The sequence below is a fragment of the Streptomyces sp. ST2-7A genome (assembly GCF_021390475.1).
Lineage (GTDB): Bacteria > Actinomycetota > Actinomycetes > Streptomycetales > Streptomycetaceae > Streptomyces.
On record NZ_JAJUWS010000008.1, the window covers coordinates 117,149 to 142,785 of the forward strand.

16 protein-coding genes and 1 pseudogene are annotated in these 25,637 nt (G+C 73.1%); 11 read left to right on the top strand and 6 right to left on the bottom strand.

What is annotated here, in order from left to right; translation table 11 throughout:
* Nucleotides 1-194: 194 nt before the first annotated feature.
* A complete protein-coding gene (locus tag LZF96_RS07400) occupies nt 195-3,275 on the bottom strand; it encodes a glycoside hydrolase family 3 C-terminal domain-containing protein (protein WP_233867480.1) in 3,081 nt (1,026 codons plus the stop codon).
* 343 nt (nt 3,276-3,618) lie between these two features.
* On the opposite strand from LZF96_RS07400, the gene LZF96_RS07405 reads away from it, so the two are divergent.
* The 5 genes and pseudogenes from LZF96_RS07405 (at nt 3,619) to LZF96_RS07425 (ending at nt 10,652) form a co-directional block, all read left to right on the top strand.
* A complete protein-coding gene (locus LZF96_RS07405) occupies nt 3,619-5,295 on the top strand; it encodes an extracellular solute-binding protein (RefSeq protein WP_233867482.1) in 1,677 nt (558 codons plus the stop codon).
* A gap of 163 nt (nt 5,296-5,458) precedes the next feature.
* Nucleotides 5,459-6,556: a sugar ABC transporter permease gene (locus LZF96_RS07410; protein WP_233867483.1), complete on the top strand. Its 1,098-nt coding sequence runs from the start codon at nt 5,459-5,461 to the stop codon at nt 6,554-6,556.
* Nucleotides 6,553-7,476, top strand: coding sequence for a carbohydrate ABC transporter permease (locus LZF96_RS07415; RefSeq protein ID WP_233867485.1), 924 nt, complete (start codon nt 6,553-6,555; stop codon nt 7,474-7,476). Before LZF96_RS07410 ends, LZF96_RS07415 begins: the two co-directional genes overlap by 4 nt.
* A 136-nt stretch (nt 7,477-7,612) precedes the next feature.
* Nucleotides 7,613-9,688: a beta-galactosidase gene (locus LZF96_RS07420; RefSeq protein ID WP_233867487.1), complete on the top strand. Its 2,076-nt coding sequence runs from the start codon at nt 7,613-7,615 to the stop codon at nt 9,686-9,688.
* A gap of 107 nt (nt 9,689-9,795) precedes the next feature.
* Nucleotides 9,796-10,652, top strand: a pseudogene (locus LZF96_RS07425) (class I SAM-dependent methyltransferase).
* Between the two features lie 218 nt (nt 10,653-10,870).
* Here LZF96_RS07425 and LZF96_RS07430 read toward each other — a convergent pair.
* On the bottom strand, nt 10,871-12,907 hold the full coding sequence (locus LZF96_RS07430) for a TIM-barrel domain-containing protein (RefSeq protein WP_233867489.1): 2,037 nt from the start codon (nt 12,905-12,907) through the stop codon (nt 10,871-10,873).
* A 273-nt stretch (nt 12,908-13,180) separates the two neighbouring features.
* Complete coding sequence (locus tag LZF96_RS07435) at nt 13,181-14,224, bottom strand: LacI family DNA-binding transcriptional regulator (protein ID WP_233867491.1); 1,044 nt, start codon at nt 14,222-14,224, stop codon at nt 13,181-13,183.
* Nucleotides 14,225-14,962: 738 nt separating this feature from the next.
* On the opposite strand from LZF96_RS07435, the gene dxr reads away from it, so the two are divergent.
* The 6 genes from dxr (at nt 14,963) to LZF96_RS07465 (ending at nt 22,750) form a co-directional block, all read left to right on the top strand.
* Nucleotides 14,963-16,273: a 1-deoxy-D-xylulose-5-phosphate reductoisomerase gene (gene dxr / locus LZF96_RS07440; protein ID WP_233867493.1), complete on the top strand. Its 1,311-nt coding sequence runs from the start codon at nt 14,963-14,965 to the stop codon at nt 16,271-16,273.
* The gene (locus tag LZF96_RS07445) at nt 16,270-17,574 is read left to right on the top strand and encodes an RIP metalloprotease (protein WP_233867495.1); all 1,305 of its coding nucleotides are present in this window, start codon (nt 16,270-16,272) and stop codon (nt 17,572-17,574) included. The genes dxr and LZF96_RS07445 overlap by 4 nt, the downstream gene beginning before the upstream one ends.
* 189 nt (nt 17,575-17,763) lie before the next feature.
* Nucleotides 17,764-18,921 (top strand): flavodoxin-dependent (E)-4-hydroxy-3-methylbut-2-enyl-diphosphate synthase, encoded by a 1,158-nt coding sequence (gene ispG, locus LZF96_RS07450; protein ID WP_233867498.1) that lies wholly within the window; start codon nt 17,764-17,766, stop codon nt 18,919-18,921.
* 257 nt (nt 18,922-19,178) lie between these two features.
* Nucleotides 19,179-20,027 carry a GNAT family N-acetyltransferase gene (locus LZF96_RS07455; protein WP_233867501.1) on the top strand — a complete coding sequence of 283 codons (849 nt, stop codon included), beginning with the start codon at nt 19,179-19,181 and terminating at the stop codon, nt 20,025-20,027.
* A 272-nt stretch (nt 20,028-20,299) separates the two neighbouring features.
* Entirely contained in the window at nt 20,300-20,833 is a 534-nt protein-coding gene (locus LZF96_RS07460) for a GNAT family N-acetyltransferase (protein ID WP_233867504.1), read from the top strand.
* A gap of 168 nt (nt 20,834-21,001) precedes the next feature.
* The gene (locus tag LZF96_RS07465) at nt 21,002-22,750 is read left to right on the top strand and encodes a proline--tRNA ligase (protein ID WP_233867507.1); all 1,749 of its coding nucleotides are present in this window, start codon (nt 21,002-21,004) and stop codon (nt 22,748-22,750) included.
* Nucleotides 22,751-22,975: 225 nt separating this feature from the next.
* Here LZF96_RS07465 and LZF96_RS07470 read toward each other — a convergent pair whose 3' ends face one another.
* The 3 genes from LZF96_RS07470 to LZF96_RS07480 all read right to left on the bottom strand — a co-directional run bounded on the left by LZF96_RS07470 (nt 22,976) and on the right by LZF96_RS07480 (nt 25,371).
* Complete coding sequence (locus tag LZF96_RS07470; RefSeq protein ID WP_233867509.1) at nt 22,976-24,019, bottom strand: aminoglycoside phosphotransferase family protein; 1,044 nt, start codon at nt 24,017-24,019, stop codon at nt 22,976-22,978.
* Nucleotides 24,020-24,023: 4 nt separating this feature from the next.
* Nucleotides 24,024-24,563, bottom strand: coding sequence for a ferritin-like domain-containing protein (locus LZF96_RS07475; RefSeq protein ID WP_233867511.1), 540 nt, complete (start codon nt 24,561-24,563; stop codon nt 24,024-24,026).
* A 181-nt stretch (nt 24,564-24,744) separates the two neighbouring features.
* Nucleotides 24,745-25,371 carry a hypothetical protein gene (locus LZF96_RS07480; protein WP_233867513.1) on the bottom strand — a complete coding sequence of 209 codons (627 nt, stop codon included), beginning with the start codon at nt 25,369-25,371 and terminating at the stop codon, nt 24,745-24,747.
* Between the last annotated feature and the right edge of the window lie 266 nt (nt 25,372-25,637).

Sequence of the window (25,637 nt, forward strand, 5' to 3'; positions counted from 1 at the left end):
CGTTCGGGCCCGGCCCCGTCATGTGCCCGGAACCCCGGTGCCCTCGCCCAGGTGCCCCGGGGAGGGGCCCCGTCCGCATGCGCCCGGGCCGCCTCCCGGCTCGCGGGAACGTGGCGACGAGGGGGACACCGCGCCCCGGGGCCGCGCCCCGGAAGACGCGTCCCCCGGGGGGCGCGGCCCCGCCCGGGGTGATCTCACACCACGGGGAGGCCATCCCCCGGACGGTCCCCGCACCCCAGTTCGGCGAACCGCACCGGTCCGCGCAGGGTGATCCCCAGGTCCACCGGTCCGTCGCCGACACCGTCGGGCAACGGCAGTTCCACGGTGAACCGGCGGTGGTCGTAGCGATCCGCGCCGGCCGGCACGGTGATTCCCACCGGCTCCGCGCCGGGGACCCGCAACTCCACCCGGCCCGACTCCCCGTCGGCCGCCGCCGTCACCGTGACCGTCACCGCCGGGGCGCCCGCCGCGCCGAGATCACAGCCCCGGTACAGCAGCCGGGCCGGCGAGGCCGGGTCCCGGGGCGTGGCCGCGTCGCCGCTCTCCCGGTCGCGGTCCACCAGCTCGACGCCCTCCAGGACATCGGCGTCGGCCGCCGCCAGGCCGACCGTCGCGACCGGACGGGGCCGGGCCGGCTCCCCGGCGACCTCCACCTCGACCGTGGCGCGGATGTCCCGGGACGAGGCCCCGATCTCCACCGCGTACCGGCCGCCCGGCACCCTCCACCGGCCCGCGGCCGGGTCCCACAGGCCGAGTACCTCCTCGGCCGGGGCCTCCAGCGCGATCCGCCGGGACTCACCCGCCTCCAGCCGCAACCGCCGATGGGCCGCCAGGGCGCGCAGCGGACGGACCGGTCCCGGGGCGCCCCCGTCGTCGGTCGCCGGCAGGGCCCGGGTGTACAGCTGCACGACCTCCTCGCCGGCCCGATCACCGGTGTTGACCACCGTGACCTCGACCCGCAGAGTCCCATCCGTGACCGGTGGGACCGACGGGTCGCGGTACCCGAAGGAGGTGTAGGACAGGCCGTGGCCGAAGGGGAACAGCGGCTCGCCCGGGTGGTACAGGTAGGTGAGGCGGGAGCCGATCACGTCGTAGTCGAGCAGGTCCGGAAGGTCCGCGTCGGAGGCGTACCAGGTCTGCGGCAGCCGGCCGGCGGGGGAGAGGTCCCCGCACAGCACCCGGGCCAGCGCCGTGCCGGCGGCCTGCCCCCCGTGTGCCGTCCACAGCAGGGCGGGCAGTTCGGCGGCGGCCTCCGTCACCGCGTAGGGGTAGGAGGAGGAAAGCACCAGCACGGTGCGCGGATTGGCGTCGCGCGCCGTCCGCCACAGCCGGTCCTGCTGGTCGGGGAGGGCCAGGGTGACGCGGTCCTCGGTCTCCCGGCCGTTGATGTGCGGGTCGTTGCCGGCCACCACGACGACGACGTCCGCGCCGGCCGCCGCGGCGGCCACCTCCTCGGTTCCCCGGGAGACGACCTCGGCGGTGAAGGCGGTGGGCTCCTCCCCGTCACCGACCACCCGCAGTCCCCCCGGGGCCGCGACCAGCGGGCGGCCGGTGCCCCGGTGGCGCAGCAGTACCGGTCCGATGTCCCCGATCCCGGCGGCGTCCGTCGGCGTGGCCCGCTCCGCACCCGTGGGGGTCGTGTCGGGGACCGGCTCGGCGGTGAAGACCTCCTGCACCACCCAGCCGCCCGGCTGCCGGGCCGAGGCCCGCACCAGACCGTCCTCGGCCACCGACAGGTACCGGCCCGCGGTCCCGGAGCCGGCCCGCAGGGTCAACGCGCCCCCGCCCCAGTCGACCAGGTGCAGGTCGGCCGCGTCCCACTCCGGGCCGACCGTCAGTGGCGGCAGGTCGGTGCGACCGCGCAGCAGCGCCGGGTCCAGCGCCCCCGCGTCGGCGGCATCCGTTTCCCCGACGCCCTCCGCGCCTCCCGTGCCCTCCGCGTCGGGCATCCCGGGGACGCCGATCCAGCCGTCCGCACAGCGCAACCGCACCCGGTCGGTGCCCTCGGCGTACGTCACGGAGGCGATGCCCGGGTGTTCCCGCAATCCGTCCAGGGGGGTGGAGCGGTGCAGCAGGGCGCCGCTGTACCAGTCGAGTTTGCACTCGTCCGCCAGGAGCCCGACCACCGCGACCCGGCTCCCGGCGGGCAGCGGCAGCAACGGGGCGTCCCCGGCGTCCTCCCCGGCCGGCCGCTCCCCGCCGACCGGCGGGGCGTTGCGCAGCAGTACGATCGCCGCCTCCGCCGCCCGCAGCGCCAGCGCCCGGTGTTCGGGGGTGTCGAAGGCCCGCTCCCCCGGATCGGCGAACGGCCCGCCGTCCGGGTCGAACTCGCCGAGCCGCAGCCGCATCCCCAACAACCGCAGCACGGCCGCGTCGATGTGTTCCTGCGAGATCAGTCCGCGTTCCAGGGCCTCGCGCAGCCGCTCCAGGGTCGGCCCGCCGTCCTCGCCGTGATCGGTGAAGCTGTCCACGCCCGCCCGCAGCGCGGCGGCCAGTCCCGAGGCGTGGTCCGGGTAATAGGCCTCCGAGCCGGCGATGTTGGTGGGGGCGCCGGCGTCGGAGCAGACCACCAGGGGCAGCTCCGTCCAGGCCCGCAACCGCGACTCCAACAGCGGGGAGAGGTGATTGGGACGGCCGTTGACCAGGTTGTACGCGGGCATGACGCCCGCCACGGCGCCGGCGCGCACCGGACCCCGGAAGGCCGGTAGCTCGTACTCGTGCAGCACTCGCGGGGGCACCGAGGTGGAGGCGGTGTCGCGGTCGGTCTCGTGGTTGTGGGCCAGCCAGTGCTTGAGGATCGGCGCGGTCCGCCACCGGTCCGGATGGTCCCCGCGCAGACCCCGGGTGTAGCCGGTCGCCAGGGCGGCGGTCAGTCGGGGGTCCTCGGCGTACCCCTCCTCGTTGCGGCCCCACAGGGGATGACGCAGCAGGTTGACGGTCGGGGACCAGACGTTCAATCCCACCCGCGGGTCGCGGGACCGCATGGCCAGCACCTCCCGGCCCACGGCCTCGCCGATCTCCCGCAGCAACTCCTCGTCCCAGGTCGCCCCCAGGCCGACGGCCTGGGGGAAGACGGTGGCGGGCCCCATCCAGGCGACGCCGTGCAGCGCCTCCTGACCGGTGCGGAAGGCGGGCACGCCCAACCGTTCCACCGCGGGGGCGAACTGGTGCAACATGGCCATTCGCTCGTCGGGCGTCAGACGTCCCAGCAGATCGGCGGTCCGCTCCTCGTCCCCCCGGTGCGGATCACGGAACGGCAGCTGCTCGGATGTCACGGGGAAGGTTCCTCTCGCCGCGGCGGCGGGCTCGCGGGCGGCGACCCGGCGCGAGGCACGGAGCCGGGCGGACCTGCCGGACCGGATCATTGAAGCGCTTCGATGCTCAACCGCTCCCGGCGCGAATGTCAAGACACCGAACGGCATCTTCGAGGCGCCGGCCCGGTGGTGGAGTGACTCGGGAGGGCTGTGGGATTCCGTGCGGTCATGAGATTTCTCGGGGACATCTCTTGTGCTGCCCGCGGTCCCGTCTTAACCTCTGCGCAACATCGAAGCGCTTCGACCACCGTGCCGGCCAGGGTCCTGCGCGGTACCAGCAATGACGCTCTGAAGGGTTGACGCCATGCCCAAGACCTCCTCCGCGCCCAGCCGGAGATCGTTCCTCGCCTCCACCGCCGTCGCCGCAGCGGCCACGGCGGGCGGCGTCCCCCTGCTGACCGCCTGTGGATCGGGCGGCAACGGCGGGGGAGGCGGGGGCGGCGAGGGCCGTGTCAGTGAGGACCAGGCGGCCGACATCCTCCCCACCTACCGGGCGTCGGAAGTGGCGGTGGACCCGGACGTTCCGTCCGTCGACGGCTCCGTCCCCGGCTACCACCGCTACATCGAGGTCGACGACCTGGGCGTCACCGTCTCCGAGGCCAAGGGCAGCGGCGGCGAGCTGACCGCGATGACCCCGCTGTGGGGCACGCCGCCGCGCGCCGGCAACGAGTACTGGACGACCATGGACGAGCGGGTCGGCCTGACCGTCAAGTGGCAGACCCAGGACGGCAACACCTACGGTGAGAAGCTGGGGACGGTGCTCGCCGGCAGCGACATCCCCGACCTGGTCTGCGTCCCCGGCTGGGAACTGCGCGGCCAGATACCCCGGGCCATCGAGCAGCGCTTCGCCGACCTGGGCCCGTACCTGTCCGGTGACGCCGTCCTGGACTACCCCAACCTCGCGGCCATCCCCACTCCCGCCTGGCAGGCGTCCATCTTCGGTGGCGCCCTGCGCGGCCTGCCCATGCCGCAGCCGGTGATCGGCGGCGTGGTGCCCTTCTACCGCGAGGACGTCTTCGAGGCCAACGGCTGGACCCCGCCCGGCTCCCTCGACGAGTTCCTCGACTTCGCCAAGGAGATCACCTCCGCCCGGAACCGGGTGTGGGCCTGCGACGACTTCAAGTGGGCCGCCTTCGTCTACTTCGGCGTGCTCCCCGAGCGCCCCCAGTACTGGCGCCGCGAGGGCGACACCCTCGTGCACCGCTACGAGGAGGACGCCTACCTCGAGGCCCTGGAGTGGAGCCGCAAGCTCTTCGACGCCGGCGTCGTCCACCCCGACTCCGTGGCCAACCAGGGTGACTCCAACAGCCGCTTCGCCGCCGGCGAGTCCCTGATGCTCGCCCAGGGCGAGGGCATCTGGCACGGCCTGGTCAGCGAGCAGGTCACCGGCGGCAACCCGGACTTCCGGATGAACGCCATGGACTTCTTCTCCCACGACGGTGGCGACCCCGTCATCTGGGCGGGCAACGGCGCCGGCATCTGGACCTTCGTCAACCGCAACCTCTCCGAGGACCGGATCCGCGACGCCCTGGAACTGGCCAACCTCTGTGCCGCGCCCTACGGCACCTACGAGAACCGCCTGCGCAACTACGGCATCGAGCGGACCCACTACACCGTCGAGGACGGGGTGCCGGTCCGCACCGAGCAGGGCACCGTCGAGGTCCAGCCCGAGACCTACGTCTTCATCGCCTCCCCCGAGGCCGCCGTCGCCCACCCCGACCAGCCGGGGGTCGTGGAACAGAAGTGCGGCTGGCACCAGCGACAGATGCCCCACGTGCGCGAGCCGCTGTTCTACGGCCGGCAGATCCAGGAGCCCGACCGGTTCGCCAACCTCAACGACGCCTTCGAGGACCTGGAGGACGACGTGACGCGCGGTCGCGCCTCCATCAGCGACATGCAGAACGCCGTCGCCGAATGGCGCCGCAATGGCGGTGACGAACTGCGCGAGTGGTACCTGGAACTGCTGGAGGAGGAAGCCTGACCGAGCCCGGCCCGTCGGCCGGCGCCGCCGGACGTCCCCCGGCGCGCCCCGCCGGACGCCGCCCCGGAACTTCCCCGGGGCGGCGTCCGGCGGAGACCGGCGCGTCACCGCCCGGTGGGCGGGAGCACCACCGAACACGACACGCAGGAGAAGAGGTCCGCCCGTGTCCCAGAGCACGGTTCCGCGCCCCGCGGCGGCGTCCGGGGACGGCCCCCCGACGCCCGGCGCCGGCGAGCCCGCCGACGGCCGACCGTCCGGCCCCCGTTCCCGGGGGCGGGGCGGCCGGGGTCGTCGACGAGGGAAGCCCGCCGTCCACGTTCCCGACGGCGGGGTGAGGTGGCGCGACCGATTCCGTCGTGACCGCGCGCTGATCCTCATGACGACGCCGGCGGTCCTGCTGCTGTTCGTCTTCGCCTACATCCCCATCGCCGGCAACGTCATCGCGTTCCAGTTCTTCAGTCCCTACGCCGGTGACGGGTTCTTCGACAGCCTCGCCAACAGCACCTGGGTGGGGCTGGAGCAGTTCCAGCGGATGATCAACGACAGCTACTTCTGGAACGCGCTGGAGAACACCCTGGTCTTCTCCTTCCTCCAGTTGGTGCTGTTCTTCCCCATCCCCATCGCCCTGGCGATCCTGATCAACAGCTTCCTGCACAGCAAGGTGCGGGCGTGGGCGCAGGCGGTGCTCTACCTGCCGCACTTCTTCTCCTGGGTGCTGGTCGTCACCGTCTTCCAGCAGATCTTCGGCGGCGCCGGCCTCGTCGCCCAGACCGCCCGCAACCACGGTTTCGCCGACGGCTTCGACCTGATGACCGATCCGGGCTTCTTCAAGTTCCTGATCACCGCCCAGCTGATCTGGAAGGACGCGGGCTGGGGCATCATCGTCTTCCTCGCCGCCCTGGCCGCCGTCAACCACGAGTTGTACGAGTCGGCCGCGGTGGACGGCGCCGGGCGCTGGCGCCGCATGTGGCACGTCACGCTGCCCGCGCTGCGCCCGGTCATCGCCCTGCTGCTGGTACTGCAGATCGGCGGCATGCTGACCGTCGGCCTGGAGCAGTACATCATCCAGCGAACGGCGGTGGGCCCCGGCGCGTCGGAGGTGCTCGACACCTACGTCTGGTTCGCCGGTATCAGGAACGGCCAGTTCAGTTACGCGGCGGCGGTCGGCATCGTCAAGGGGATCTTCAGCCTGCTGTTGATCCTGGCCGCGAACAAGGTCGCCCACGCCATGGGCGAGGCGGGGGTGTACAAGAAGTCATGAGCGTCCTCACCGACGACGTCACCGAGACCAACCGCAGGCGTCCCCCCTGGGAGGAGCGGCCCCACCCGGTCGGTCTGGCGGCCAAGGGCGTCATCCTGGTCATCGCCCTGCTGGCGATCCTCTTCCCGCTGTGGATCGTGATCATGACCTCGGTCTCCGACGTCGCCACGATCAACAAGACCGGCGGCCTGGTGGTCTGGCCGGAGGGCTTCAGCCTGGCCGCCTACCGCGAACTGCTCAGCGGCGGACAGGTGGCCCGGGCCACCTTCATCTCCATCTGCATCACCCTCGTCGGTACCGTCTTCTCGATGGTGATCTCGGTGCTGGTGGCCTACGGACTGAGCCGGATGGGCTCGCTGGGCCACCGCTCCATCCTGATGACCCTGCTCGTCACGATGTTCTTCGGCGGCGCGGGTCTGATCCCCAGCTACCTGCTGATCCAGACCCTGGGCCTGATGGACACCTACGGGGCGCTGATCCTGCCGATGGCGGTCAACGTCTTCAACATCCTGGTGCTGAGGGCGTTCTTCATGAACGTCGGCCAGGAGCTGATGGACAGCGCCCGCATCGACGGCGCCGGGGAGTTCCGCATCCTGTGGCAGATCGTCCTGCCGCTCTCCCGGGCGGTCCTCGCGGTCATCTCGCTCTTCTACGCCGTGGGCTACTGGGGCAACTATTTCGCGGCCTTCATCTACATCCAGAGCCAGGACCGGCTGCCGTTGCAGAACGTCATGGAGCAGATCGTCATCGCCGGCAACCGCCCGCAGGGCATGGGACAGGCGATCGGAACCGGGCAGATCCCGTCCATCTCCGTGCAGACCGCGGTGATGGTCATGGCGCTGCTGCCGGTGGCGATCCTCTCGCCGTTCGTGCAGAAACACTTCAAGAAGGGCATGCTCATCGGCGCGATCAAGGGCTGACCCCCACCGGGCCCCGGCGCGGCGCGTCCGCCCGGGGCCCCGGCACGTCCGGCGCCCGAGCCGTGTCCCGGCACGTCCGGTCCCCACCCGCATCACCCGCACCACCCCTCCGAGCACGGAACGAGGAATCCCGCCCATGGCCTCCCTCTCCGACGCGACCCGCGGACGCCTGCTCCACGGCGGCGACTACAACCCCGAACAGTGGCCCGAGGAGGTGTGGGCCGAGGACGTGCGCCTCATGCGCGAGGCCGGCGTCAACCTCGCCACCGTCGGCGTCTTCTCCTGGGCCCGCATCGAACCACGTCCCGGCGTCCGCGACTTCGACTGGCTCGACCGCGTCATGGACCTGCTCCACCACGCGGGCATCGGCGTCTGCCTGGCCACCGCCACCGCCTCCCCGCCCCCGTGGATGGGCGCCCGGTACCCCGAGACCCTGCCGCGCGACGAGAACGGCACGATCCAGTGGTACGGCTCGCGCCAGCAGTACTGCCCCTCCTCGCCGATCTACCGCGAGTACGCCGCACGCCTGGCGGGCGACATCGCCGACCGCTACGCCCACCATCCGGCGCTGCGCATGTGGCACGTCAACAACGAGTACTGCACGCACTGCTGGTGCGACGTGACCGCCGAACACTTCCGCCGCTGGCTGCGCGAGCGCTACGGCGACCTCGACGCCCTCAACGCGGCCTGGGGAACCGCCTTCTGGAGCCAGCGCTACGACGACTGGTCGGAGGTGATCCCGCCGCGTCGTACCCCCTACCTGGTCAACCCGACCCAGAAGCTCGACTTCCACCGCTTCACCTCCGACGCCCTGCTGGAATGCCACGTCGCCGAACGCGAGGTACTCCTGGCCCGGCGTCCGGACGTGCCGGTGACCACCAACTTCATGCCGCTCTTCCCCGGCCAGGACGGTTGGCGCTGGTCGGCGGAGGAGGACGTGGTCTCCGTCGACATCTACCCGGACCCGCGCGCCGACCACCGCTCGGTCGGCGGCGCCCCCTTCGGCGCCCTCGTCCAGGACCTCACCCGCTCCCAGGCCAAGGGGCCGTGGATGCTCATGGAGCAGGCCGCCGCCGCCGTCAACTGGCGCGGCGTCAACCCGCCCAAGGCGGAGGGGGTGATGCGGCTGTGGTCGCTCCAGGCGGTCGCCCGGGGCGCCGACGCCATCTGCTTCTTCCAGTGGCGCCAATCCCGCCAGGGCAGCGAGAAGTTCCACTCCGCGATGCTTCCGCACGCGGGCGAGCGCTCCCGGGGCTTCCGCCGGGTCGCCGAGCTGGGCGCCGACCTGGCACGACTCTCCGACTCGGGGGAGGTGGTGGGCGCCCGCAACGTCGCCGACGTCGTGGTGCTGCACGACTGGGACTCCTGGTGGGCGGACGGCCAGCCCGGCCGCCCCTCCGCCGAGGTGGACCACGCCGAGGTGCTGCGCGAGTGGCACCGGGCGCTGTGGAGCCGCAACATCGCCTGCGACCTCGCCCACCCGGAGACCGACCTCTCCGACTACCGCGTGATCGTCGTCCCACACCTGTACCTGATGAGCGACGCCGCGCTGGACAACCTGGTGGAGCGGGTCCGGGCGGGCACCACGCTCGTCTGCGGCTGGTCCACCGGCGTCGCCGACCCCGACGACCGCATCCGCGAGGGCGGGATGGACGCCCGTCTGCGCGAACTGCTGGGCATCGACCTCGTTCACGAGTGGTGGCCCATGGAGGCGGGGGAGAGCGGGAAGCTGGACGACGGCACCACCGCCACCCTGTGGAGCGAGGACCTGGAGCCCGTCGGAGGGCGGGACGGCGGACCGGAGGTGATCGCCCGCTGGGCCGGTGGCGACTTGGACGGACGGCCCGCCGTCCTGCGGCACACCCCGTTCGCCGGTGCCGCGAAGTCGCCCGGGGGCACCGACACCGCGGGTGCCGCCGACGCCGCGGTGGACCCGGGCGTCACGTGGTACCTCTCCACCCAGCCCGACCCGGCGGCGCTGGAAGGGCTGCTGGCCCGCGCCGTGGCCGGGGCCGGGGTGGAGCCGGTGCTCGCCGACGCCCCCGACGGGGTGGAGGCGGTCCGCCGGGGTGAGGTGCTCTTCCTCCTCAACCACCGCCCCGAGTCGGCCACCGTCACCCTCCCGGAAGCCGGTACCGACCTGCTCACCGGGCGGCGGTGCGAGGGAGAGGTGACCCTGGAGCGGTACGGGGTCCTCGCACTGCGTCCCTGACCCCCGTTCACGGTCCGCCGGTCCGCCGCCCCGTGTCCCGGCACGGGGCGGCGGACCGGCGGAAAACCGGGTGTGGTGACGCGTCCCGCGCCCCTACCGTCGGATACATGGATGAACCGGGGAAAACGCCCGATGAACCCGACAGCCCACCACCCAACCACTTCGACGAGGAAGTGGCCGCCGGTTACGACGACTCCACGGCCGGGATGGCCGAGCCGGCCGTCCTCGACCCCACCCTTGACCTCCTGACCGAACTCGCCGCCGGGGGAGCGGCCCTGGAACTCGGCATCGGCACCGGCCGGGTGGCGCTGCCCCTGGCCGCCCGGGGTGTCCCCGTCCACGGCATCGACCTCTCCCCGCAGATGGTCGCCCGGCTGCGGGCCAAGCCCTGCGGCGAGGCGATCCCCGTCGAGATCGGCAACTTCGCGACGACCCGGGTCGGGGGCACCTTCTCCCTGGCCTACCTGATCTTCAACACGGTCATGAACCTCACCACGCAGGACGCGCAGGTGGACTGCTTCCGTAACGTCGCCGATCACCTGGCGCCCGGCGGTCGGTTCCTGGTCGAGGTCATGCTCCCCGAACTCGACCGGCTCACCGTCGCGGGCGATGTCGGGGAGGCGGGGAACACCGAGGACGCCGGATCCCGGGAGCCCGCCAACCCCTTCCCACCCGTGGACCCGGGGAGCACCGTGCTCTTCCGCGCCGGCCCGCCGGTATGGGGCTTCGACGTCTACGACACCGCCACGCAGGCGATGAGTTCGAACTTCGTGGAGATCGTCGACGGGCAGGGAACCTTCCGGTCCATCCCCTTCCGGTACGTGTGGCCCGCCGAGATGGACCTCATGGCACGCCTCGCCGGGATGCGCCCGTACGCCCGATGGGAGGACTGGACCCGTGCCCCCTTCACTCCCGCAGCCGCCGGGTCCTCGCGGTGTGGGAGAAGCCCCGCGAACCGGCCTGAGCCCTGGCCCCGACCGCGGGGAGAGGGTGGCCGGGAGCCGGACAGGCGACGGGACCCACGACGGGGCGGGCCCCGGGGGGTCGCTCTCGGGTTCCGGGGGGCCTCGCAACCCCCACACATCACAGGTGTTGCGAGGACCGTTGGAACCCAAGGCTCCCGGGGCCCGCCCCGCGGTGGTGCCGTCCCGAACCCCTGTTCCGGGACGGCCGCCCGGTCCCTCAGCCGGCGCGCAGCGGCAGTTCGGCGCCGTCCCGCAGGAACAGCGGGATCCGCTCCAGCGGCGCCGGAACCGTCACCTCCGCACCGCCCGGGTACTCCTCACCGGTCCACGCGTCGGTCCACCGCGCACCCGCCGGCAGGTACACCGTGCGCTCGCGCGCCCCCGCCTCCAGCACCGGCGCCACCAGCACGTCGGGGCCGAAGAGATAGGCGTCGGCGATGTCCCCGGTCCGCGCGTCGTCCGGGAACTCCAGGAACAGCGGACGCATCACCGGCAGCCCTTCCGTGTGCGCCGTCCGCATCTGCTCCAGGACGTACGGACGCAACCGCTCGCGCAGCCGCACGTACTCCTCCAGGATCGCCCCGGCCTCTTCGCCGTAGGACCAGACCTCGTTCGGTCCACCGGTCATGTCCGGACCCAGCGGCATCGCCGGGTCCCGGAAGCCGTGCAGGCGCATCAGCGGCGAGAACGCGCCGAACTGGAACCAGCGCACCATCACCTCGCGGTACGCCGGGTCGTCCGGGTCGCCACCGTGGAAGCCGCCGATGTCGGTGTTCCACCACGGGATGCCGGACAGCGCGGTGTTCAGGCCCGCCGCGATCTGCCGCCGCAGGGTGGCGAAGTCGGTGCCGATGTCCCCCGACCACAGGGCGGCGCCGTGCCGCTGGCTGCCCGCCCACGCCGAGCGGTTCAGCGTGATGGTCTCCTCCCCGGCGGCGGTCAGGCCCTCGTGGAAGGCGCGGGCGTTCTCGCGCGGGTAGAGGTTGGCGACCTCCAGGCCCGGGCCGGCGTGGTAGCGGTGGTTGCCCGCGAACCCCGGCTTGAGCTCCGGCTCGCAGGCGTCCAGCCAGAACGCCTTGATCCCGTACGGGTCCAGGTAGTTCTCCCGGATCCGGGACCAGACGAACTCGCGCGCCTCCGGGTTGGTCGCGTCGTAGAAGGCGACCTGCACCGGCTCGGCGACCTCCTTGTCCGGCCAGTCCGCGTGCGCCATCGGACCGTACTCGGTGCCGATGAACCAACCGCGCTGCTCCAGCGTCGGGTGGTTCTCGCTCAGTGGGGAGACCGACGGCCACACCGAGACCACCAGCGTGGTGCCCATCTCCGACAGTTCCCGCACCATCGCGGCCGGGTCCGGCCACTCGGCCGGGTCGAAGCGCCACTCGCCCAGGTGCGTCCAGTGGAAGAAGTCGCAGACGATCGCGGCCAGCGGCAGCCCGCGCCGCTTGTACTCGCGCGCCACCTCCAGCAGCTCCTCCTGGGTGCGGTAGCGCAGCTTGCACTGCCAGAACCCGGCCGCCCACTCCGGGAGCATCGGGGTGCGGCCGGTGACCGCCGAGTACCGGCGCTGCCCGTCGGCGGGGGTTCCCGCGGTGATCCAGTAGTCGATCTGGCGGGCACTGTCGGCGACCCACCGGGTGCCGTTCGTCGCCAGCTCCACCCGGCCCACGGCGGGGTTGTTCCACAGCATCGTCCAGCCCCGGCTGGAGACCAGCACCGGGATGGAGACCTCGGCGTTGCGCTGCACCAGGTCCAGCACGATCCCCTTCTGGTCCAGCAGGCCGTGCTGGTGCTGGCCCAGGCCGTACAGCTTCTCGTCCGGGTGGGCGGCGAACCGCTGCTCCAGGCGGTGGTAGCCGTTGCCGGTCGCCGTGTACAGGCGGGGGCCGGGCCACCAGAAGTGCGCGCGCTCCTCGGCGAGCAGCTCCTCACCGGTGGTGGAGTCCAGGAAGCGGACCATTCCCTCGGCGCTCACCTCGGCGGTGACCGCGCCGTTCACCAGCACGGCGGCGCCGTTCCCGATCTTCACGGCGGCGTCGGGGGCCGGAGGGCACCCGGTGTCCAGAGCGCCCGGCAGGCCGTCGAGCACGGGGCCGCCGAGTCGGGCGCGGACCCGCACCGCGTCCGGACCCCACGGCTCGATCCGCAGGGTCTCCTGCCGACCGCTCCACTCCAGGGCGCCGTCACGCTCGCGGAACACGCCCACGGTGGGGGAGGACTGGGCCAGGGTTACGGCGGGTGATGAGTCGTTCAACGAAAACTCCCGTCGGGAAGGGGCCGCCACGGCGAGGTGGCGGCGGTGTACCAGCGGAGCACCCGACCACGGGTCGGGCGCGGGGGACGGGTGGGGACCTGCGGGAGCCCTCCCGGAAGGGGCGGGGACCCGGAACGGGAGAGGGGTCGGTACCCGGACGCCGTCCCGCGTCCGGAGGCCGAGGGGGCCGGGCCCCCGAATCACCCGGTGGCCCCGGAACCCGCGATCACCGAGCGCGCCCCGCGCCCCGTGATCGCGGGTTCCCCGCCGTCGTCAGACCCGGCCGACGACCGGTGCCGGGCCGGTGCTGGCCCGCACGGTCAGGCGGGGCGGCAGCAGCTCGATCCGGTCCGGGACCGGTCGGCCGTGCCCGTTGCGTCCGGCGGCCTCCACCTTCGGCATCACCAGTTCGACGGCGCGCCGCCCCATCTCCCGGGCCGGGATCGCCACCGAGGTCAGGGCGACCGAGCCCTGGGTGGCCACCTCGTCCGGACAGATCGCCACGATCGACACGTCCTCGGGCACCGCCCGGCCCTGCTGCCGCAACAGACTCAGCATGGGGCCGAGCGCCGACTCGTTCTGCACGATGAACCCGCTGATGCCGGGACGCTCCTGGAAGATTCGCGCCAGGGCGCCGGCCATCGCCTCGTAGGAGCCCTCACAGGGGCGGTGCAGGACCCGGATCCCCAACTCGGCGGCGCGTTCCCGGACCCCGGCGATGGTCCGCTCGGCGAAGCCGGTGTGGCGCTCGTAGACCGCGGCGGCCTCGCCGATCAGCACCACCTCGCGGTGCCCCAGCTCGGCCAGGTGCTCCACGCACAACCGCCCCGTGGCCGAGAAGTCCAGATCGACACAGGTCAGCCCGGCGGTATCGGCCGGTAGACCGATCAACACGGAGGGGCGGGGCGACTCGTGCAGCAGCGGCAGCCGCGCGTCGTGCAACTCCACGTCCATGAGGATCATGGCGTCGGCCAGCCCGCTGCCCACCACCCGCCGCACCGCCGCCGGCCCCTCCTGCCCGGTCAGCAGCAGTACGTCGCGCTCGTGTTCGCGGGCCGTGGTGGCCACCGCGAGGGCGATCTCCATCATCACGGGGACGTACATGTCGGTGCGCAGGGGCATCATCAGGGCGATGATGTTCGAACGGCTGCTGGCCAGCGCACGGGCCCCGGCGTTGGGGAGGTACCCCAGTTCGTGGATGCTGCGCTCCACGCGCTCCCGGGTGGGCTGGGAGATGGTCCGCTTGCCGCTGAGGACGTAGCTCACCGTGCTGGCCGATACGCCGGCGTGCCGGGCGACCTCGGCGAGAGTGACCATGGTGCTCTCCAGTGTGGGGCCGGGTGCGGGTGACGGCTCGCGCTCCGGACGCCCGTCCGTGAACCGTGCGGGTCGTGCGGGCCGGGTGGGAAGAGACGCCGGTGAAGCGCTTCGACGGCTCCGCGCGTCCGTTCCGACCCACGGCCCGCCGTCCTTCCGGGAGACACTAAACCGGGACGGCAAACCTGTCCATACATCTGTCGAAGCGCTTCAATTCCGGTTCCGGGCCGGAGCTCGGGAGTCGGTCCCGCGGTCCGCGCCGTACCCGGCGGGGTCGGTTTCCCGGCCGGACACGGCGACCGTCGACGCGCCGCCGACGGTCGCCGGGCCCGACGCGGGACCCGGTGGGACCGTCACCGTGGGGGTACCGGTCGAAGGGACGGAACCGACTCCGACACGGCGGGGGACACGGAATCCCCTCCGGGTCCCGACCCGGGGGCCCGGGACCCGGAGGCGCCGTGAGCGGACCGAAGTGACGGAAGTCGACCCTCTCCGGCACCGCGGGCACCGAGGACCGCCCCGAGGTGGCCTCCGCCACCGGGGGACCTCCGATGCGTGGGAGCGCCTGGCCCGGTGAGGTGCCGATCACCACGGGAGGGGACCCGTCGCCCTTCCCGACACGGTGCGGGGGTGGCGTCCGCCCGGGATCCGCGGGTGAGGTGGTCCTCCGGTGCCCGCCGGGAGGCCGGTCGGCCGAGGCCGGCACGACGGGGCGTCGGGACGGGCCAGAATGGGGGAATGACCGACAGCTCTTCGTGTCTCGCGGATCCGCGAGTGCGCCCCGCCCCGGCCGATGACGGCCCGGGGGAGATCCGCGAGATCGTCGTCCTCGGCTCCACCGGCTCGATCGGCACCCAGGCCGTGGACGTGGTGCTGCGCAACCCCGACCGCTTCCGGGTGGTCGGCCTCTCCGCCGCCGGTGGACGACCGGACCTGCTCGCCGAGCAGGCGCACCGTCTGCGGGTACGGACGGTGGCCGTGGCGCGTGAGGAGAAGCGGGAGGAACTGCGGGAGGAATTGCGCGCCCGCTACGGCTCCGGTGAACCGCTGCCGGAGATCCTGGTCGGCCCGGACGCGGCGACCGAACTGGCCGCCGCGGAGTGCCACACCGTGCTGAACGGCATCACCGGCTCGATCGGCCTGGCACCCACCCTGGCCGCCCTCGACGCGGGTCGCGTGCTGGCCCTGGCGAACAAGGAGTCGTTGATCGTCGGAGGCCCGCTGGTCACCGAGCGGGCCCGACCCGGCTCGATCGTGCCGGTGGACTCCGAGCACTCCGCGCTCTTCCAGGCCCTGCTCGGCGGCGAGCGCCGGGAGGTCTCCCGGCTGGTGGTCACCGCCAGCGGCGGCCCGTTCCGCGGGCGCACCCGGGCCGAGCTGGACCGGGTGACCCCGGCCGACGCCCTGAACCACCCCACCTGGTCGATGGGCCCGGTCATCACGATCAACTCCGCCACCCTGGTCAACAAGGGGCTGGAGGTGATCGAGGCGCACCTCCTCTACGACATCCCCTTCGAACGGATCGAGGTCGTGGTGCACCCGCAGTCCTACATCCACTCGATGGTGGAGTTCACCGACGGCTCCACCCTCGCCCAGCTCGGCCCGCCGGACATGCGGGTGCCCATCGCGCTGGGCATCGGCTGGCCGCACCGGGTGCCGGGCGCCGGCCCGACCTGCGACTGGACCCGGGCGCACACCTGGGAGTTCCTGCCCCTGGACACCGAGGCCTTCCCGGCGGTACCACTGGCCTGCCGGGTCGGGGAGCTCGGTGGGATCGCCCCGGCGGTGTTCAACGCGGCGAACGAGGAGTGCGTGGACGCCTTCCTGGCGGGCGCGCTGCCGTTCACCGGCATCGTGGACACCGTCGCCAAGGTGGTCGAGGAGTTGGCCGGTGACCGGACCGCCGCCGAGTCCGGAACCTCCCTGACCCTCTCGGACGTCCTTGATGCGGAGACCCGGGCCCGCCGGCGGGCCCGGGAACTGACCGGCGCGACCGCCGGGGGACCGGCCGCCGGTCGGGACACGAGCGACGAGGAGCCGTCGGCATGACCACCCTGATGTTCGTCCTCGGTATAGCCGTCTTCGTCTTCGGTCTGCTCTTCTCGATCGCCTGGCACGAGTTGGGGCACCTGAGCACCGCCAAGATGTTCGGCATCCGGGTCCCGCAGTACATGGTGGGCTTCGGCCCGACCCTGTGGTCCCGGCGCCGGGGCGAGACGGAGTACGGCATCAAGGCCATCCCGCTGGGTGGCTACATCCGGATGATCGGGATGTTCCCGCCGGGCGACGACGGCCGGGTGCGGCAACGCTCCACCTCGCCGTTCCGCGGGATGATCGAGGACGCCCGGGCCGCCGCCTACGAGGAGTTGCAGCCCGGCGACGAGAAGCGGCTGTTCTACACCCGCAAGCCGTGGAAGCGGATCATCGTCATGTTCGCCGGGCCGGCGATGAACCTGATCCTGGCCGTGGTGATCTTCCTCGGGGTGTTGATGTCCTTCGGCATCAACATGCCCACCACGACCGTGGCGACGGTCTCCGAATGCGTGGTGGCGCAGGACGAACAACGCGACGAGTGCCGCGCCGGCGACCGCCCCGCCCCGGCCAACGAGGCGGGCCTGTTGCCCGGCGACACCATCACCGCCTTCGACGGGGAACCGGTGGAGGGCTGGAGCGCCCTCCAGGCCCGCATCCGGGACACCGTCGGGCCCGCCACGATCACCGTGGAGCGGGACGGCGAGGTGTTGGACCTGCGGGCCACCCTCATCCCCAACCAGGTGGCCGCGCTGGACGGCAACGGCGGCGCGGTGGAGGGCGAGTACGTCACCGCCGGCTTCATGGGCTTCACCCCCGCCCCCGGCATCGTCAAGCAGGACTTCCCGGAAGCTGTCACCTATATGGGTGACATCATGGTGACCGGCGTCAACGCCCTGATCGCCCTGCCCTCCAAGGTGCCGAACCTCTGGGACGCCGCGTGGGGCACCGCCGAGCGCGACCAGGACGGCCCGATGGGCGTGGTCGGGGCGGCCCGGGTGGGCGGCGAGGTGTTCACCCTGGACATCCCGGCGGGCCAGCAGGTGGCGATCTTCCTCTTCCTGCTCGCGGGCTTCAACCTGTCGCTGTTCCTGTTCAACATGCTGCCGCTGCTCCCGCTGGACGGCGGGCACATCGCCGGGGCGGCCTGGGAGTCGGCCCGCCGCAACTCCGCGAAGGTGCTGCGCCGACCGGACCCCGGACCGTTCGACGTGGCCAAGCTCATGCCGATGGCGTACGTGGTGGCGGGGCTGTTCATCTGCTTCACGCTGCTCGTTCTCGTCGCTGATATCGTCAGCCCGGTGCGGCTGGCCGGATGACATCGGCCCCGGACCGGGGCCCCGGGGGAGCCGACGCCGACGCGTCGGTGGTTCGGCCCCGGACCGCCGACCACATCGCCGGAGCCGCCGGGCCGGCGGCCCGGGCCCGCCGCTGCCGCTAGGCTCGATGACCGGAGCCCGCCCGTTTCCGCCGGGACCTCGAACCACACCGTGGGGTTGCACAGACCGATGACAGCCATCTCGCTGGGAATGCCTTCCATACCGCTGAAGCTGGCCGAACGCCGCAGGAGCCGGAAACTCCGGGTCGGCTCGGTCGAGGTGGGCGGCGACGCGCCCGTCTCCGTGCAGTCGATGACCACGACCCGTACCTCCGACATCGGGGCGACGCTCCAGCAGATCGCCGAGCTGACGGCCTCCGGCTGCCAGATCGTGCGGGTCGCCTGCCCGACCCGGGACGACGCCGACGCGCTGCCGGTGATCGCCCGCAAGTCCCAGATCCCGGTCATCGCGGACATCCACTTCCAGCCCCAGTACGTCTTCGCGGCGATCGACGCGGGCTGTGCGGCGGTGCGGGTCAACCCCGGCAACATCAAGCAGTTCGACGACAAGGTGGGTGAGATCGCCAGGGCCGCCTCCGCGAACGGCACCCCGATCCGCATCGGCGTCAACGCCGGCTCCCTGGACCGGCGCCTGCTCGCCAAGTACGGCAAGGCCACGCCCGAGGCGCTGGTGGAGTCGGCGCTGTGGGAGTGCTCGCTGTTCGAGGAGCACGACTTCCGCGACATCAAGATCTCGGTCAAGCACAACGACCCCGTCGTGATGGTCAACGCCTACCGGCTGCTGGCCGAGCGCTGTGACTACCCCCTGCACCTGGGCGTCACCGAGGCGGGACCGGCCTTCCAGGGCACCATCAAGTCGGCCGTGGCCTTCGGCGCGCTGCTGAGCGAGGGCATCGGCGACACCATCCGGGTCTCGCTCTCCGCCCCGCCGGTGGAGGAGGTCAAGGTCGGCACCCAGATCCTCGAGTCCCTGGGGTTGCGCGAGCGCGGTCTGGAGATCGTCTCCTGTCCCTCCTGCGGACGGGCGCAGGTTGATGTCTACAAGCTGGCCGAGGAGGTCACGGCCGGCCTGGAGGGCATGGAGGTGCCGCTGCGGGTCGCGGTCATGGGCTGTGTCGTCAACGGCCCGGGCGAGGCCCGGGAGGCCGACCTCGGCGTGGCCTCGGGCAACGGCAAGGGACAGATCTTCGTCAAGGGCGAGGTCATCAAGACCGTGCCGGAGTCCAAGATCGTGGAGACCCTGATCGAGGAGGCGATGAAGATCGCCGAGCAGATGGAGCGGGACGGCGTCGGCTCCGGCGAACCGTCGGTGAGCATCGCCGGCTGAGTCGGATCGGGTGGGGCCGGTCCGGGCGGTCGACCCCGGCCCTCCCGCCCGGGTCTCCCGGGGCACCGGTACGCGGGCGGCTCCGGATCGGGCTCCGGAGCCCGAGGGAGAACGGGTGCCGGGCCCGGTGGACGAGGGGCCGTCGGGGCGGCCGAGGAGTACAGTGCGGGAACAGGGGCGCGTCCGCCCGGACCGGCCCGACCCGAGCCGCCGGCCCCACCACCCCGCCCCGTCGTTTCCCCTCGGCAAGGCCACACGTGCTGACCTCACCCACCACCCGGGTCCTGGAACCCACGGACCTGGACGCCGCACTCGAGGTGCTCGGCCGCGAACCCGTGGCCAACGCCTTCGTCACCGCCCGGGTCCTGGACGCCGGGCTCGACCCCGCCCGGCTCGGCGGCGAGATGTGGGGCTGGTACCGACGCGGTCGCCTCGGGGCCCTGTGCTACGCCGGTGCCAACCTGGTCCCGGTGTGCGCCGGCCCGATCGCCGTGCGGGCCTTCGCCGAGCGGGCCCTGCTGCGCGGTCGGCGCTGCTCCTCCATCGTCGGCCCCGCCGAGGCCACCGCCGCGCTCTGGTCCCAACTCCGTCCCTGCTGGGGCCCCGCCAGGGAGCTGCGCCCCCGTCAGCCCCTCATGGCCACCGGGGAACCCTCCGCCGTTGTCGTCCCCGACCCCCTCGTCCGCCCGGTACTGCGCAACGAGATGGAACTGGTGCTGCCGGCCGCCGTCGCCATGTTCACCGAGGAGGTCGGTGTCTCCCCCCTCGCCGCGGCCGACGGCGGTCTCGCCTACCAGGCCCGGCTGGCCGACACCATCGGGCGCGGCCACTGCTTCGTCCGGGTCGAGGACGGTCGGGTGGTCTTCAAGGCCGAGATCGGGGCCGTCACCCCCGGGGTGTGTCAACTCCAGGGCGTGTGGACCGCTCCCGATCGCCGCGGCCGAGGGCTGGCCACGGCGGGTCTGGCGGCCGTCATCCGGCATGCCCTGGTCCACACCGCCCCGGTGGTCAGCCTCTACGTCAACGACTTCAACACCCCTGCCCTGAGGGTCTACCGGCGGCTCGGCTTCCGTGAGGTCGGGGCTCTCATGAGCGTGCTGTTCTGAGCCGGGTCTGCGGGGACGAACCACGCGATCCCGGCCGGCCGGAATGCGCCGTGCCCCGCCGCGTCCCGGTCCGCCTTCCGACCGGTGGGGAGGCCCGCCGTGCTCCTTCACCGATCGCCCACTCAATTCCGAAGCCGCACGTCGGTGCCCGTTTCCGGTCCCTTCGCCCCCTCCGCGCCCCGGAGGGCGCCGTCGGCACGGCTTTCCGGGAGCGGCCCCGGGAGGCCCCACCCGGCCGGGACTTCCGTCCCACCGGGGGTTAACCTCGCGGCATGGACGAAGCCGTCATCGGTCCGCTCGACCTGACCGTCCGGGTGGAGGAGGCGCTCGCCGTACAGGCGCGGGCTTTCGGGCTCTCCGAGGACGAAACCCGTGTTCGACACCACATCGTGCTGCGCCACGTGGCCACCCCCGGTTCGCGGGCGTTGGGCGCCACCCTGCCCGATGGCACCCTCGTCGGCTTCGTCTACGGCCTGCCCTGCGACCGCACCCAGTGGTGGGCCTCGGTGGTGGAACCGCACCTGCGCGCCAACGGCGCCGACGACTGGCTCGACGACTCCTTCACCATCACCGAGCTGCACGTGCTCCCCACCCATCAGGGCCTGGGCATCGGACGTGCGCTGATCACGGCCCTGACCGACCACTGCGGCAGGCCCCGGTCGCTGCTCTCCGCCATCGACGCGGACACCCCCGCCCGCGCCCTGTACCGCAAGCTCGGCTACCGGGACCTGGCCCGCCGGGTGGCCTTCCCCTCCGCGCCGCGCCCCTACGCCGTGATGGGGGCGTACCTGCCGCTGGTCCGTTGAGGACGGCGGAAACGGACGGCCCGTCGTCGGTTCACCGACCGCACGGGGCCCGCGGGGCGGCCCCGGAAAGGAGACGGCGGACGCGTCCGGCGTCCCGGCCGGATAGGCTCCTGTGCCCGGCCCGATCCACGGGCCGCCGCCCTCGCCGCCCATCGCAGGAGTGCCCCCATGCCCGCCCCCGTCCAGCGCATGTCCCGTCTGATGCTCAAGACCCTGCGGGACGCGCCGGCCGACGCCGAGACCATCAGCCACAGCCTGTTGGTCCGCGCCGGCTACGTCCGCCGCACCGCCGCCGGAGTGTGGAGCTGGCTGCCGCTGGGCCACCGGGTCCTGGAGAACGTCACCCGCGTGGTCCGCGAGGAGATGGACGCCATCGGCGCCCAGGAGGTCCTGCTGCCCGCCCTGCTGCCCAAGGAGCCCTACGAGGCCACCGGGCGCTGGGATGAGTACGGCGACGAGCTCTTCCGGCTGACCGACCGCAAGGGCGCCGACTTCCTGCTCGGCCCCACCCACGAGGAGATCTTCACCCTCCTGGTGCGCGACCAGTGCACCAGCTACAAGGACCTCCCCGTGCTCCTCTACCAGATCCAGACCAAGTACCGGGACGAGGCCCGCCCCCGTTCGGGCATCCTGCGCGGCCGCGAGTTCCTGATGAAGGACTCCTACTCCTTCGACGTGACCGACGAGGGACTGGCCGCCTCCTACGACCTGCACCGTGCCGCCTACCTGCGGATCTTCGAGCGATTGGGGATGGACTTCCGGGTGGTCTCGGCGACCTCCGGGGCCATGGGCGGCTCCGCCTCCGAGGAGTTCCTGGCTCCCGCCGCGGCCGGTGAGGACACCTTCGCCCAGTGCGCCGCCTGCGGTTGGGCCGCCAACACCGAGGCGGTCACCACCACCGTTCCGCCGGTGGACCCGGAGACGGTCGCGGCGATTCCCCCCGTCGAGGAGCTGGACACCCCCGACACCCCCACCATCGAGACGCTCGCCGAGCACCTGGGCGTCCCGGCCTCCGCCACCCTGAAGAACCTGCTGATCACGGTGGACGGCGAGATCACCGCGGTCGGTGTCCCCGGCGACCGCGAGGTGGACCTCGGCAAACTCACCGAACACCTGGCCCCCGCCCGGGTCGAACTGGTCACCGTCGAGGACTTCGCCGCGCACCCCGAACTGGTGCGCGGCTATGTGGGGCCGCAGGGGATGGCGGGCAAGTCCTTCCGCTACCTCGCCGACCCCCGGGTGGCCCCCGGCACCTCCTGGATCACCGGGGCGAACAAGGACGGTGCCCACGCCCGCAACGTGGTCTGCGGCCGGGACTTCACGGTGGACGAGTACCTGGACGTGGTCGTGGTCCGGGCCGGGGACCCCTGCCCGAGGTGCGGCGGGGAACTGACCCTGGACCGGGCCATCGAGATCGGTCACATCTTCCAGCTGGGCCGCAAGTACGCGGACGCGCTGAAGCTGGACGTGCTGGGTCCCGACGGCAAGCCCGCCCGGGTGACCATGGGCTCCTACGGCATCGGGGTCTCCCGGGCCGTCGCCGCGCTCGCCGAGCAGACCGCCGATGAGCAGGGCCTGTGCTGGCCGCGCGAGATCGCCCCGGCCGACGTGCACGTGGTCGCCGCCGGCAAGGCGGTGCAGACCGAGCTGGCGCTGCGGCTCGCCGACCGTCTCGGCGCCGCCGGCGTGCGGGTCCTGGTGGACGACCGGGCCGGTGTCTCGCCGGGTGTGAAGTTCACCGACGCCGAACTGATCGGGGTGCCGACCATCCTGGTGGTGGGACGCGGCGCGGCCGACGGGCGGGTCGAGTTGAAGGACCGCCGTACCGGGGAGCGCGTGGAGCACCCGGTGCAGGAGGCGCTGTCCCTGCTCGTCGCCTCCGTGCGCGGCGGGGACGCGGACGACAGCGACCGCTGACGCGGTTCCCGACGGTGCCGGCCGACCCCGAACGGGGTCGGCCGGCACCGTCGTTCGTGGCACCGTCGTTCGTGGCACCGTCGTTCGTGGCACCGTCGTTCGTGGCACCGTCGTTCGTGGCACCGTCGTTCGTGGCACCGTCGTTCGTGGCACCGGGGGAGCGGGCGGCCGGGGGAGCGGGCGGCCGGGGGAGCCGTCCCGACGACCCGGCCCGGTACGGGGCGCTCACAATCGGGCGGCGAACTCCAGCAGTGTCTCCCCGCCGATCCGATCCCCCGTCGTCAGCCTGAGCACCCCTGACTCCACGGCGCGGAACACCGTCCAGCCCCGCAGCCGTTCGCGGTCCACCTCCACCGTCTCGGCCAGCCGGGCGAGGGCCCGCCGGATCCGTACCGGGCCGGCGGAGGTCGCCATCAGATCCTCCGGTCGGTCCCGCGCCACCCGGGCCACCTCCCAGGCGCGCTCCCCGACCACCGGTTCGGGCCCCACGGCCAACCACGGGGCCCGGTCCGTGCCGGAGGCCAGCACCGTTCCCTGGCACAGCCGACCGTGCAGCAGCAGCCGTTCGGCGGGGGCGGTGGCGAGGAGTTCGGCGCGCGTCTCCAGGGCCTCCCGGATCATCGGCCGCAGGGCGGCCGGGTCGGGGAGGCACGCGATCGGGTCCGCTCCCGGTGGGCCCGGCGCGGGGAACCGTCCGTTCCCCGGCCCGTCGCCGAACGGGTCGGCCTCCCCGGCGCCCTCGGCGTCCGACGACACCATCCAGCGCAGGAACCGGGCGCCCGCCGCGGAGCGGGCCGTCACATCGGGGAAGGGGTGCCCCGGTTCGGGCTCCACCCACAGCCGGCGCCCCACCGACACGGTCTCCAGGACCGCCTTCGCCTCGGGCAGCGAACGCAGGCTCACGGCCGGCCGCAACCGTTCCAACAGCAGTGCCCCCGCTCGCGGGTCGCAGCGCCACGAACGCACCGCGCCCCGCCCGTCCCAGGCCCGCAGCGCGGCGTGCTCGGGGCCGGCCCGTTCCGGCCGACCGTGGAGCTTCAGCGCCCCCGGCGTGCCGTCGGCGGTGCGCACCAGGATCACCATGGAGGCCCGGCCGCCGGGGACCACCACCCGCTCCGGGGTCAGCCCCCATCGATCGGACAGGGCGTCCACCAGCGCGGGGAAACCGGTGGCGCGATGTCGGATCGCGGCCCGGGGAGAGCGCGCCAGATGGGCGGGCGGCTCCATCCGCGTGGCGGGGCGGTCGGGTGGGAAGACGGGGGCGGGCATGGGATCAGTCCTGCCCGAAACCGGCTCCCGGTACCGTCCCGGGGCCCGCCGGTGGATGGGCCCCGGTCATTTTCCCGGTACCCCGGTCGTCGTCGGGCTGCTCGGAGGGATCGGTCGGCGTGGCGTACTCGGAGACGCCCGGGAAGGCGACGGCCCGCCCGTGCCAGCGCGCGGCCAGCACGGCGGCCTCGCGCAGGGCGATCGCGGCCTCCCTCCGCGCGTCGCCCGCGGAGAACCGGACCAGGTCCGCGTAGACGGCCGCCAGCCGGGTCTCCAGTTCGGCGGCGAGCGCCAGCGCGGAGGGACCGTCGGTGACCTCGAAGGGCAGGGCGTACCCGGCGGCGGCCGCCGGTGGCTCGCCGCCCAGATCACGGATGCGCCGGGTCAGCGCGTCCCGGCGCGAGCGGTGGCCGCTCCACGCCTGTCGCAGGTCGGGATCCAGATCACTCCCGGCCGCCGCCCCGGCCACGCCGTATCCGTAGACGGCGGCGTGCTCGGCGGCGAGCGCCGCCCGGGTCGCGCCCAGTTCCGTGTCCGGATCCATGTCCGGATCCGGCTCCGCGTGCGGTTCCGTGTTCGCCTTCACGCCGTGTGTCCCCGTCAGCCGTGCCATCCGGTGCCTCCCCCTGTCGGTCGGGCGCCGTGCGGGGTGCCCTCCGTCGTGTCACCCGTCCCCGCCCGGTCCGTGCCGGTGGTCGGCTCTCCGTCCCGAGGCCCGCTGGGGGTCATCCGCGGGCTCCGGTGAGCAGATACGTCCGGGCGGCACCGGCGGCGGAGAGCGAGGCGAGCAGTCGTGCCGACTCGGCCGGTGCGTTCCCGAGCGCGTGGAGTCGCTCCTCGGAGACCCGCCGTTCCTCGGTCGCCAGGGCCGCCAGCGCGGCGTCCGGATCCCCGGGCACCCGGTGCTCCGGCACGTCCTCCCCGGGGGACGGGCGCGGGTCGGCCCGCCCGTCGGTCCTCCCGGAGTCCTTGCCGGTCCCCATGCCGGCGCCGACGCCCTCCGGGGAGCCGGTGTCCTCCGTTTCCCCGGGGAGCGTCTCCCGCCGTGTGCGGTCGATCGCCGGGTCGGGCTCGGCGGGAACGCCCGGGCCCTCCAGGTCGGCCGCGGCGGCGGTGCGCAGCGGGCCCAGCAGACCGGCCAGCGAGGGGTGCGCCAGCAGGGTTGCGTTGTACCGTTCCACCAATCCGGCGCTCTGCCGGGTGACGGCGGCCGGAAGGCCGTTTTCGGCCCGTCCGGACGCCGCCGGCGGCGGTACGGGTGATTCGCCGGCCGAACAGCCGGGCAGGGTGATCCCCAGGACAATCGCCCCGGCGCTGCCGAGCAGCGCGCGTCTGGGCAACTCGATGGGCACGATGCGCCGTACTCCCCGTGGTCCGATTCGCGTCAGTCGTGTGCGTCCCGGTGGGCCGCACGGATCGGAGGATCCGTAGGGTCCGGGCCGCGGGCCGCACCGCGCCGGGGTGGCGCCGGGTGTCGGCGGGCGCCCCGGGCCACCGGGACGGCGTGCGCGGCCCGGCGGGTGATCCGCGGTTCCGTGAGGGTACCCCTGCGCACCCCTGTTCCCCCGCGCCACCCCGGTACCCGGGTACGGAGCCACTCGACCGGCCCCTCGGCCCC